The organism is Paracholeplasma manati, from assembly GCF_025742995.1.
Taxonomy (GTDB): domain Bacteria; phylum Bacillota_I; class Bacilli_A; order Acholeplasmatales; family UBA5453; genus Paracholeplasma; species Paracholeplasma manati.
Map to the genome: position 1 here is coordinate 1 of NZ_JAOVQM010000015.1, position 11,579 is coordinate 11,579.

14 protein-coding genes and 2 riboswitches are annotated in these 11,579 nt (G+C 38.9%); of the genes, 13 read left to right on the forward strand and 1 reads right to left on the reverse strand.

Features of this window, described 5'->3' with window-relative positions:
* The 7 genes from N7548_RS08655 to N7548_RS08685 form a co-directional block, all read left to right on the forward strand.
* The coding region (locus tag N7548_RS08655; protein WP_263609079.1) for a zinc-binding dehydrogenase at nucleotides 1-451 on the forward strand (451 nt) is incomplete at its 5' end.
* A gap of 9 nt (nucleotides 452-460) precedes the next feature.
* Nucleotides 461-1,630, forward strand: a complete 1,170-nt coding sequence (locus tag N7548_RS08660; protein WP_263609080.1) for a glycine C-acetyltransferase — start codon at nucleotides 461-463, stop codon at nucleotides 1,628-1,630.
* Nucleotides 1,631-1,639: 9 nt separating this feature from the next.
* Nucleotides 1,640-2,107, forward strand: a complete 468-nt coding sequence (locus N7548_RS08665) for a GNAT family N-acetyltransferase (protein ID WP_263609081.1) — start codon at nucleotides 1,640-1,642, stop codon at nucleotides 2,105-2,107.
* Nucleotides 2,104-2,754, forward strand: a complete 651-nt coding sequence (ung, locus tag N7548_RS08670) for a uracil-DNA glycosylase (RefSeq protein WP_263609082.1) — start codon at nucleotides 2,104-2,106, stop codon at nucleotides 2,752-2,754. The genes N7548_RS08665 and ung overlap by 4 nt, the downstream gene beginning before the upstream one ends.
* Before the next feature lie 22 nt (nucleotides 2,755-2,776).
* Nucleotides 2,777-2,868, forward strand: a riboswitch (THF riboswitch).
* 41 nt (nucleotides 2,869-2,909) lie between these two features.
* Complete coding sequence (locus tag N7548_RS08675) at nucleotides 2,910-3,425, forward strand: folate family ECF transporter S component (RefSeq protein ID WP_263609083.1); 516 nt, start codon at nucleotides 2,910-2,912, stop codon at nucleotides 3,423-3,425.
* A gap of 118 nt (nucleotides 3,426-3,543) precedes the next feature.
* Complete coding sequence (locus tag N7548_RS08680) at nucleotides 3,544-4,257, forward strand: ABC transporter ATP-binding protein (RefSeq protein WP_263609084.1); 714 nt, start codon at nucleotides 3,544-3,546, stop codon at nucleotides 4,255-4,257.
* Nucleotides 4,257-5,849: a permease-like membrane multi-spanning protein gene (locus N7548_RS08685; protein WP_263609085.1), complete on the forward strand. Its 1,593-nt coding sequence runs from the start codon at nucleotides 4,257-4,259 to the stop codon at nucleotides 5,847-5,849. Before N7548_RS08680 ends, N7548_RS08685 begins: the two co-directional genes overlap by 1 nt.
* A gap of 35 nt (nucleotides 5,850-5,884) precedes the next feature.
* Here N7548_RS08685 and N7548_RS08690 read toward each other — a convergent pair whose 3' ends face one another.
* Nucleotides 5,885-6,853 carry a LacI family DNA-binding transcriptional regulator gene (locus tag N7548_RS08690; protein ID WP_263609086.1) on the reverse strand — a complete coding sequence of 323 codons (969 nt, stop codon included), beginning with the start codon at nucleotides 6,851-6,853 and terminating at the stop codon, nucleotides 5,885-5,887.
* A 70-nt stretch (nucleotides 6,854-6,923) separates the two neighbouring features.
* Between N7548_RS08690 and trmFO the strand changes: the two genes are divergently transcribed.
* The 6 genes from trmFO (at nucleotide 6,924) to N7548_RS08720 (ending at nucleotide 11,389) form a co-directional block, all read left to right on the forward strand.
* Nucleotides 6,924-8,204 (forward strand): methylenetetrahydrofolate--tRNA-(uracil(54)-C(5))-methyltransferase (FADH(2)-oxidizing) TrmFO, encoded by a 1,281-nt coding sequence (trmFO, locus tag N7548_RS08695; RefSeq protein WP_263609087.1) that lies wholly within the window; start codon nucleotides 6,924-6,926, stop codon nucleotides 8,202-8,204.
* Nucleotide 8,205: 1 nt separating this feature from the next.
* Nucleotides 8,206-9,123 carry a site-specific tyrosine recombinase/integron integrase gene (gene xerA, locus N7548_RS08700; RefSeq protein WP_263609088.1) on the forward strand — a complete coding sequence of 306 codons (918 nt, stop codon included), beginning with the start codon at nucleotides 8,206-8,208 and terminating at the stop codon, nucleotides 9,121-9,123.
* Nucleotides 9,120-9,647 (forward strand): NUDIX hydrolase, encoded by a 528-nt coding sequence (locus N7548_RS08705; protein WP_263609089.1) that lies wholly within the window; start codon nucleotides 9,120-9,122, stop codon nucleotides 9,645-9,647. The genes xerA and N7548_RS08705 overlap by 4 nt, the downstream gene beginning before the upstream one ends.
* Nucleotides 9,644-10,087, forward strand: a complete 444-nt coding sequence (gene dut, locus N7548_RS08710) for a dUTP diphosphatase (protein ID WP_263609090.1) — start codon at nucleotides 9,644-9,646, stop codon at nucleotides 10,085-10,087. Before N7548_RS08705 ends, dut begins: the two co-directional genes overlap by 4 nt.
* Nucleotides 10,088-10,182: 95 nt before the next feature.
* A riboswitch (cobalamin riboswitch) is annotated at nucleotides 10,183-10,353 on the forward strand.
* A gap of 108 nt (nucleotides 10,354-10,461) precedes the next feature.
* Complete coding sequence (locus N7548_RS08715) at nucleotides 10,462-10,854, forward strand: DUF4430 domain-containing protein (RefSeq protein WP_263609091.1); 393 nt, start codon at nucleotides 10,462-10,464, stop codon at nucleotides 10,852-10,854.
* Between the two features lies 1 nt (nucleotide 10,855).
* On the forward strand, nucleotides 10,856-11,389 hold the full coding sequence (locus N7548_RS08720) for a hypothetical protein (RefSeq protein ID WP_263609092.1): 534 nt from the start codon (nucleotides 10,856-10,858) through the stop codon (nucleotides 11,387-11,389).
* The last annotated feature ends 190 nt before the right edge of the window (nucleotides 11,390-11,579 follow it).

Sequence of the window (11,579 nt, forward strand, 5' to 3'; positions counted from 1 at the left end):
GATAGAAGTCAACCCATTTAGAATGAATCTCGCCAGAGAACTTGGCGCAGATTTGGTAATCAACCCAAGAGATACCGACGTCATTCAGGCGGTTTTAAAAGAAACCAATGGTTTAGGTGTCGATGTGGTTGCAGAATTTTCTGGCAATAAAAAAGCGATTGAACAAAGCTTTAAATACATTAAAAAAGGTGGACACATGTCGTTGCTTGGCATCGCATCTGAAAAAATTGAGATTGATATTTCTACCGATGTGGTCTTTAAAGGCATCACCATTTATGGCGTTACAGGTCGTAAGATGTATGAAAACTGGGATCAAGTATCTGCCCTCTTAGAATCCAAAAAGATTCGTTTAGACAAGATTGTCACCCATGTGATCTCGATGAAAGATTATGAAGAAGCCTTTAAAATCATGGCTTCCGGCAATAGTGGTAAAGTTGTACTCATTCCATAGGAGGTTACGATGAACTTTTTAGAAGAAAAGGTCAATGCTTTGAAAGAAGCAGGCATTTACCGTGAATTACCAATAAACGATACACCGATTGACGCCATCATTGAACTCAATGGTAAAAAAGTCATCAATTTGTGTTCAAATAATTACTTAGGGTTTGCTAACCACAAAAGACTCATTGAAGCGTCTAAAAAAGCTTTAGATCAGTATGGGGTTGGCGCAGGTGCGGTGAGAACCATTGTCGGTAACATGCGAATCCACGAAGCACTCGAAGAAACCATCGCGAAATTCAAAAAGGAAGAAGCTGCTTTGGTTTATCAAAGTGGATTCTTATGTAATTTAGGGGTCATTCAAGCGGTAACCACAGAAAAAGACTTGATTTTATCCGATGAACTTAACCACGCTTCAATCATTGATGGTGTGAAGTTATCGAAAGCAGATAAAGCCGTTTATAAGCATTCAAATATGGCGGATTTGGAACGTTTATTGATAGAAAAGCGCAGTCAATATGAACAAGTATTGATCATCACCGATGGGGTATTCTCCATGGATGGGGATTTGGCTAAATTGCCTGAAATTGTCAAACTAGCCAAACAATATAACGCACTTACCTACGTTGACGATGCCCATGGTTCAGGGGTTTTGGGTGAACATGGCCGCGGAACAGTCGACCATTTTCATCTCCATGGGCAAGTCGATTTTATCATTGGTACCTTGTCTAAAGCCATCGGCGTGGTCGGTGGTTATGTGTGTGGTTCGAAAGCCATGAAATCCTATTTATTACACAGAAGTAGACCGCACTTGTTTTCAACTTCGATGCAACCAAGTGCAGCCGCAGCCATCATCGAGGCGTTTCATATGTTGGAATCCTCCGATGAATACACCCTCAAACTTTGGGATAACGCCAGATATTTAAAGTCTAAACTTCAACAGCTTGGCTTTGATATTGGTCATTCAGAAACCCCAATCACCCCAATCATGATTGGTGATGAAGTAAAAACCATGGCATTTTCCAAACAATTGTTAGATAATGGTGTATATGTATCAGGCATCATTTTCCCTACCGTATCCAAAGGTAAAGGCAGAATTCGTGTGATGGTATCCGCATTACACGATAAAGACATTCTAGACCGCGCGGTAGACATCATCGAAAAAACAGCCAAATCGATGCATATCCTGTGAGGTGGATGTATGTTTATACTGGTAGAAACGAAAGAAAACATCAAAAAAATTTCTAAAATGTCTAGAACCATTTGGACAGAAGCGTACAAAAAAATCTTATCCAAAGAACAAATCGATTATATGCTGACCACGTTTTTATCGGTACAGTCGATCAAAGAACAGATCAATACCGGTTATGAGTATTTCATCATTAAAGGCGATAAACCTGTGGGGTTCGCTGCGATTAAAGATGAATCTGACAAAGTGTTTTTATCAAAGATTTACATTTATAAAGAATACCGTAACCAAGGGTTTATGCGTGGTTTTATCGATAAACTGAAAGAACGCAAAAAACCCATTTATTTGACTGTTAATAAATATAATCTAGACGCCATCAAAGCCTATCAAAAAATGGGTTTTGAAATTAAAAAAGAACTCATTACAGACATAGGTAAAGGCTATGTGATGGACGATTATGTTTTGGAGCTAGCGGTATGACGTTTAAAGATATTTACCATCAAGAATCGGAAAAACCTTATTTTCAGCAGCTCAAAACGTTCATTCAACAAGAACGTTTAAACAAAACAATCTATCCCAAAAAAGACGATTTATTTAAGGCTTTTGACCTGACCCCATTCGATCAAATCAAAGTAGTCATCATTGGTCAAGACCCTTATCATGGCGAAGGACAAGCCCATGGCTTGTGTTTTTCCGTGAATAAAGGCATCCAAATCCCGCCTTCTTTACAAAATATCTATAAGGAGATTGAATCCTCTTTAGGGGTTAAAATGCCTAAACATGGGGATTTAACCCACTGGGCCAAACAAGGGGTATTGTTATTAAATACCATTTTGACGGTTGAAGCGAACAAACCATTATCACACCAAAATAAAGGGTGGGAAACCTTCACTTTAGAAATCATCAAAGCCATCAACCGTTTGAATCAACCCATTTGTTTCCTATTGTTTGGGGCTCATGCAAGAAGTTTTAAACCTTATTTAACCAACCCAAAGCATTGCATTTTAGAAACCTCACACCCATCCCCACTGTCCAATTATCGTGGTTTTTCTGGTAGTCAGGTATTTTTGAAATGTAACCAATTCTTACAAAATCAAGGTGTTCAAACAATCCAGTGGCAGGAATGATGAAACCGTGATAAAATAACCTTACAGAGTAATAAGGAAGCGTTAAGTGATCAACCATGGGATGTCGGGTTGGTACGAACACGAATGTGGCGGTTTCCTTATGCGTCCGCTGTAAGTTTTTATGGTGGATCTCTAGTAGATGGAGGTCTTTTATTTTGAAAAGAAGTGTGAAGTATTTGGCTTTAGCAGGCGTGCTAACCGCACTGTCTGTGGCACTCGATGTGTTTGTCAAACAAATCGTGCCTGTATTGAATTTTGGGCTACCTTATTATGCTATACCACTCATCATCGGCGGTATCGTATTAGGTCCAATTTATGGCTTAATGATGGGGTTTGTCAGTGATTTTATTGGGTTTCAACTCGCTCCACAAGGCGACTATATTTTGTTATTCTCGATCAGTGCGATGGCTTGGGGATTGATTCCTGGGTTATTTTTAAAACACAAATCGGGTTTAATTCGTATTGTCGTTGTGTTGTTTTTAACCCACGTTTTCGCAACCGCTTCAAACACAGGTTCGATGTTCTTGTATGGTTGGGGCGATTACGCCATGGCCAGTCTCGCCTTAAGATTGTGGATGTTGCCAGTGAATGTGGCGATTCTCAGTTTCATTACCTTCTTCCTAAACACCCGCTTACAAGCGGTTTACGAAGATTTCTTGTTTCAAAAATAGATCATAAACGCCTACATCCAAGGCGTTTTTATTTTTTATCAAATTAATTCAAAAAAATTCAAAGAGATATTCATTTTATGAAAAGATAGGCGTATAATGTAAGTAGAGGTGATTTTTTATGTTAGAAATCAAAAATGTTGTTAAAACCTACAATAAAACCAAACGTGCCAATGATGGTATCACGTTATCGATTGAAAAAGGCGATTTATTTGGCTTCGTTGGACACAACGGTGCTGGTAAAACCACCCTTTTAAAAGCCGTTGCAGGCATCATTGATTTTGATTCAGGCGAAATCCTAGTCGATGGGTATTCCATCCAAAAAGACCCGTTAGCGGTCAAACAACGCATCGCTTATATCCCGGATAATCCAGATATTTATGAATCTCTCAGTGGGATTGAATATTTGAATTTCATCGGAGATGTCTTCAAAGTGCCTGTATTGGAACGTAAGTCACTGATTGAAGCGTATGCGAAAAAGTTTGAATTGGATCAAGTTTTAAACCACCCAATTTCGTCGTATTCTCATGGGATGAAGCAAAAATTGGTCATCATCAGTGCGCTCATTCATAAACCTAAACTCTTATTATTAGATGAGCCTTTCGTTGGATTAGACCCGAAAGCGGCGTTTTTATTGAAAGAAGAATTTAAAGCCCTTTGCGAAGCGGGGTCTAGCATCTTTTTCTCAACCCACGTACTAGAAGTCGTTGAAAAGCTATGTAATAAAGTCGCCATCATCAAACAAGGGAAGATTGTTGCGGGCGGGTATACCCAAGACATCATCAAAGACCAAACCTTAGAACACCTATTCATGGAGATTGCGAGTGAAGCCTAATGTATCTTAAACTCGTCTCTGTATTTTTTAAAGAAAACTTTTCCTTAAAGCGACTTTTCGGGTTTGATTTAAAGAAAAATAAAACCAAAACCGTGTTGATTGGCTTCGCGATCATCTACGCCCTCGCCGCTTATATGTTTGGCTTTGGTTTCATGTTCTTTGATTTGGCTGATATCATGAATCAGGCCAATCAAATCCAAGTCATCTTGTCCTTTTCCGTTACCTATGTCATTGGACTATCGGTGATGATGACATTATTTAGAGCCAGTGGGTATTTGTTTCATTATAAAGATTATGATATTTTAGCCCCACTACCCATCCCTGATTTCATCGTGTTATTAGGTAAAATAACAGTAATGTTACTGATGATCTATATCACATCGTTCATCTTTGTATTACCCATCGCATTCGCTTACTTTTTCTTCAAAGGCATTTCGGTATTATCCTTAGTTTACTTCTTGATTGGGTTTATCTTAACACCACTGATTCCACTTGTCGTTTTGGCATTCGTATCGTTAGGACTCGATTACATCACCAAGAAACTGCCTTTCGCAAAAATCCTCAATATCATTTTATTGTTCGCGATATTCATCGGTATCTTCGCGTTATCCTTTTCATTCAATGACCCAGAAGTGAACCCACTCACTGGTCAAGTCGATATGGTCAAAGGATTGAGTGATGTTTACCCACTCATTGGTTGGTACATCGATGGTGTACATGACTTAAATCACCTATCAATGTTGTATTACATATTGGTATCGGTTGGCGTGTTTGGTTTATTTATATTGCTTGTAAATCCAGTCATTCGTAAAACCAACCAATCGAAGACCAAAGGGTACATCAGTAAGAAAACCAAAGTCAATTACGACTCTAAAGGGTTGGTATTTACGATGGTGATCAAAGAGATTAAAAAATACTTTTCAGTGCCTATCTACGCAGTGAATACAGGGTTAGGTCCAGTCATCTTGTTGGTTTTAGGCATCGCGTCATTTTTCTTCAAATCGGATATTGAAAGCATCCTTGTGCAAATGATGGAAGTGGATATGTCACTTGAACCTTTATTACTCATCTTATTTGGATTTTCAATTGTCATGACGTATACCCCTGCGGTGAGTCTATCGTTAGAAGGTAAAAACTTCTGGATTATCAAGAGTTTACCGATTGAACCGAGAAATGTGATGATTTCTAAAATCATTTTCAACTTGATTTTGATTGTTCCGATTGGTTTGATCAGTTTAGTCATGTTGGGATTCAATTTAGCCATCGATCCATTATCAATCATCGTTATGATGTATGTGGTGGTTGGATTATCTGTCCTTTCATCCTTGATCAATGCGTATTTAAATTTATTCATGCCTAAGTTTGATTTCCAAAATGAAGTAGAAGTCGTCAAACAAAGCATCGCTTCTTTGGTCGGTATCTTCGGTGGATTCGCCCTCATCGTGACCTTCGGATTTGCGTATTATTATTTGAATAAAGTGATTACCACACAAGCCTCACTATTCATTATAGGGACACTGATGGCAGTCTTATCAACCCTACTTTATATCTATTTAAAGCCACTATCGGAGAAACAATTCAGACAGTTCTAAAAATAAAACTGCACAGCGATGTGCAGTTTGTTTTGTTATTTGGTGGATTCTCTTTCAATCAATTTAACATCCAAGACACTGTGGAAATCCCCTAAGGATTCTTCGTTTAACAGTTTAACCAATGACTCTAACGCAAGTTCGCCCATGCGTCTGATTGGTTGTTCGATGGTTGTGATGGTTGGCGATACCAACGTGGTATACACGATGTTATCAAAACCAACGATTTGAACTTCCTCAGGCACTTTTCTACCTAATTTCTGTAAGATGTTTTGAGCGTGTATCGCTAAGAAATCAGAGGTAGCGAAGATGGCGTCAATTTGTGGGTGATCCTCAATGATTTTAGTGATGACATCGATGCTTGGGTTCAGTAAGTCAGTATCATACGAAATGTATGGGATGTTGTTTTGAACCAACACTTGTCTAAAGCCTAAAGAACGCTCAGACACGGTGAGTAAGAATGACGGACCACGGAGTTCTAAAATGTATCTCGCCCCACCCGATATGAGTTTTTGAGCAGCGATGATCCCACCAAGGATGTTGTTAGAAGTGATGGAAGGGATATTTTCAGATAGGATGTGGTCGACAGTAACAATCGGTAAATCCGATTTAATCAATTGTTCGACATTGTGGGCGTTCGAAGCCACGATGATCCCATCGATGTTGTATTGTGAATAAATATGGATATAGTCTTTTTCACGCTTAGCGTTATCTTGGGTATTGGATAACATGATTTTATAACCCAACTTCATCGCTGCGTTTTCAATGCCTTCAATGAGTTCTGCATAGAATTGGGTATCGAAGTGCGGGACCAAAACCCCAATCAACTTGGAATGTTTGTTAAATAAGCTTCTCGCAAGCTCATTTGGGATATAATTGAGTTGGTGTATCGCATTTTCAACGAGTGCACGGGTTTCTTCATTCACATACCCTTTTTTATTAATGACACGAGAAACGGTTGCGACACTGACATTTGCTTTTTTTGCGACATCTTTAATGGTTGCCATAGATAACACCTCATGAATATTATATAATAATACTATATTTTTAGAAAGTAAAAACGAAAGGGACCACCATATGATCAAAATCATCGGCGCGGGATTGGCAGGCAGTGAGGCTGCTTGGTATCTCGCGAATCAAGGATATAAAGTAAAACTCTATGAAATGAGACCGGTTAAAATGACGCCAGCCCATCAAACTTCAAACTTTGCTGAACTGGTATGTTCAAACTCGCTCAGATCGAATGACCCACACAATGCGGTAGGGATGTTAAAAAATGAAATGATGACCATTGGGTCACTCATCATGGAAGCCGCGTATCAAAAAGAAGTACCTGCGGGCTCAAGCTTAGCGGTAGACCGGGTAGGGTTCAGTGCCTATGTCACTGAAAAAATCAAACAACACCCAAACATTGAAGTCATCCATGAAGAGGTTTTAGACATCGATATCGATGACTATACCATCATCGCTTCAGGACCACTTACCTCGGATGTGTTATCTTCAAAAATCCAACAACTGTTTGATGCGAAACAACTCCATTTCTTTGATGCTGTTGCACCAATCATCGATGGCGAAACCATCAACTATGACATTGCTTATTTGAAATCCAGATACGATAAAGGTGAAGCAGCGTACATCAACTGTCCGATGACCAAAGAACAATACGATCACTTCTATGATGAACTCATGGGTGCGGAACGTGCGACTTTAAAAGATTTTGAAGTCAATGTTTTTGAGGGTTGTATGCCCGTTGAAATCATGGCTTCAAGAGGTAGAGAAACCCTCTTGTTTGGACCACTCAAACCGGTCGGATTAGAACACAACAATAACCGTCCCTACGCGGTTGTTCAACTGAGACAAGACGATGCAGCCCATACCTTATTCAATATCGTTGGGTTCCAAACCAACCTCAAATGGGGCGAACAAAAACGCATCATCCGTTTGATTCCAGGGTTAGAAAATGCAGATATCGTGCGATATGGTGTCATGCATCAAAATACCTATTTGGAATCACCCAATATTTTAAATGGTTGTTATCAATCCAAACAATACCCAAAACTATTTGTCGCAGGACAAATCTCAGGGGTAGAAGGTTATATCGAATCAGCAGCCTCAGGTTTATCCGCAGCATATCACATGAGTCAACTGCTTAAAGGTAGAGACATCAAACCATTCCCGCCAACCACGATGATTGGTGCGATGGCGTATTATGTATCTACACCGAATAAGAGTTTTAATCCGATCAACGCGAATTTAGGTATTTTACCAGCATTAGAAAAACACAAAAAGGCAGACCGTAAACGCCTATATGCAGAACGTGCGAAACAAGCACTTGCGGATTTTCTAAAGGAGTCATAACATGACCAATGAAGTGGCGATTCAGACATTTAAAGACTATCTAACGATTGAAAAAAACTATGCTCAACCAACCGTAACTGCTTATGTATCAGACATCATATCCTTCTTAGAATTCATTCAAAAAGAAGGGTTTGCTGATGAGTTGTTATCGGTCACCCGTGAGCGTATCTTTGGTCATTTTCTGAACCACTTAAGCAACGAATCCTACAAAAATAAATCCATCACTCGAAAAATATCGGCATTAAAAGCATTTTATAAGTTTCACCATAAGATGCAACACATCGACACCAATCCGGTGTTAAAACTCAAATCACCAAAGGTTGAAAAACGATTGCCCAAAGTTGTCTCCCAAAAAGAGATTGAACTCATCTATCAAACCATCGATACATCGACACCTTTGGGTTTGAGAAATTATTTGATTTTTGATTTGTTGTATTCAACCGGTCTTCGCGCTTCTGAACTTTGTAGCCTTCAATTATCGGATATTGAACTATCCAACCAACGAATCCTCATTCATGGGAAAGGGTCTAAAGATCGTTATGTGATTATACATGAAACCTTAAAAGACACGTTTAGAACCTACTTAACCTATACTAGACCCATCTTATTAGCCAAAGGGGATACGCTTGAAAACAAAGATGTCTTCATCAACTATAAAGGCACGACGTTAACCCCAAGAGGGTTGAGGGTAATCCTCAATACACTGTTTGACCATGCCGGTGAACTCATCCATGTGTCGCCACATATGTTAAGGCATTCCTTCGCATCTACTTTACTCAACCATGGGGCAGACCTCAGGGTTGTCCAAGAACTATTGGGTCATGAACATTTAAAAACGACCCAAGTCTATACGCATTTAACCACGGAAAAAATCCGTCAATCCTATAAAGAAAGCCATCCAAGAGCAACCAAAAAATGAAAAAATTAGCAGACATCATCATTGAATCCGGTTTACAAGATCAAACCCCAACCGCGACCCGTTTTACCGTGAGAGCCATCATCCTGAACGGCAATCAAATTCTCATGACGTATTCAAAGAAGTTTAAAGACTACATGACCCCTGGCGGTGGTGTGGAACCAAATGAAGATTTTATTGAAGCCTTGAAGCGTGAACTCGAAGAAGAAGTTGGTGTGGTTGCGAAAGAAATCCAACCCATTGGTTACTTAGAAGAATTACGCAGTGGTCAACGCGATGGTATCCTATACCAAAAAAGCCATTATTATGAAGTATCTATTGACCGTTATGTGGAAACCAATCCTGAAGACTATGAAATTCGTTTTGGGATGACCCCAGCTTGGGTTTCAATCGACGATGTCATCGCTCAAAACGACCATGAAATCCGTACAAGATTGAAAAAAGATGGGTTAGAAATCCACCCATATTCGACATTGACCAGAGAAAATATTGTCTTAAACTACATTAAAGAGGTTAAAAAGATATGAGAAAATTTGAAAAGATTACAACCTATCAAAACCAAACATTTGATCTACCAAAACGCGCAACCTCTCATTCAGCTGGGTATGATTTAGCCGCCGTAGAATCCATTGAAATTAACCCAGGGGATATTCAAAAAGTACCCACTGGTCTTAAAGTAGCGATGAATGATGGTGAAGTTTTATTGGTGTTTCCAAGATCATCCTTAGGGCTTAAAAAACAATTGATGATGGCCAATAATGTTGGTGTCATCGACCAAGATTATTATAATAGTCCAGGCAATGAAGGACACATCATGATCCCGATTTATAACTTTGGACAGACCACCCAAGTCATTGAAAAAGGGGAGAGGGTTGCCCAAGGGATCTTCGTTCAATACTTAAAAGCAGATGATGATATTGCATCCGATGAAAAGCGCATTTCAGGCTTTGGTAGTACCGATAAATAACGATTTTATCGCGTATTTACGCAATTCTTAAGATTTATTTATAAATTGGTCATAATGGGGTTGCATTCTCAATAAATGTGACCTATAATTGATGTATACTTAATCTGGTTTAAGGTGTACTTAATACATAACAGGGAAGAAAGTTAAAAGCTTTCGCTGCCCCAGCAACCGTAAGATGGACAACTCACAAATACCACTGTGTATAACGGGAAGGTGTGATGCGGATGAAATCGAGCCGGTAGACCTACCTAAAACCCAATCAAGTACCGCCTGGGTGATGCGTGTATGAAAACAATGTTTGATTGTTATTTATATCTATACTCCAGGTGGGTATAGATTTTTTTATTGACATCAGAAGGCTGGAGGAGAAAACAATGTCAAAATGGTTTAAAAGGATTTTTTTAGTTGTGTTTTTGTTAACCCTTTCCTTTGGGTTAGCCGCTTGTCAAACCACACCTGAACAAGGTGATAAGGTCTTGATCACGATTGAATTGTATGATGATGCATTATTGGTATCTAAGCAATTCAAAGTGAATGAAAATGTGACAGCAGAAGCCGCATTAGATGAACATTTAGAAGCGACTTATGAAGTGTATTCCTGGGGGAAGATGTTGCTAACCCTTACCTATCAAACGTTTAAATTAGAACCTGGTACTCAAGAATTCATCGCGTTTTATGTGAATGGTGAATCCTCGATGGTTGGGGTATCCGATTATTATGTCAAAGATAATGACGTTTTAGCATTTAAATTAGAAAGCTGGTCATAGTGTGCGTATTCGAATTTTTGACCTCGTTGTGATGGCGATATTTACCGCCATCATCTTCGTCGTAGAACAAGCCCTATCGTTTATCCCAAATGTCCAATTAACGGTCTTTTTATTCGTGCTTTATACCCGTTTGATTGGCTCTAAAAAAACATTATTTATCGTAGTAGTTCATACCCTACTTGATAACATCTACATGGGTACACTGATATGGCATTTGGTCATTCCGATGATGATGGCGTGGTCATTAATTCCGATATTATTAGGCACAGTATTTAAGAAAGTTCAAGGTGTGATTGGGTTATCCATATTCGCCTTTGGTTTTGGTTTTATTTACGGCATGATGTTCATTCCATTCCAAGCGTATGTTTGGGGTTATGATATGTGGCTTTATTTCATGTATGACTTACCGTTTGAATTCGCCATGGGCATCTCTGGGGCATTGTCTGTTGCAGTTCTATATCAACCGGTCTATTATTACATGAATTATGAGATTTCAAATTATCAATTATTGGACACAAAACGGTATGTATCTTAAAAGAAGTCGAAAGATTTCTTTTTCTTTTTAACAACACAATCAAGAAGTCCACACCCACTTTAGGTAGTGGGATGAATTGATTTGTTTTCACTCTTTAGTATACAAACACCCATAAATAATGTTATAATATAGTTGAATAATCACTATACATAAATACTATGAAATGGGGAAATATCGGATGAACAAAGCC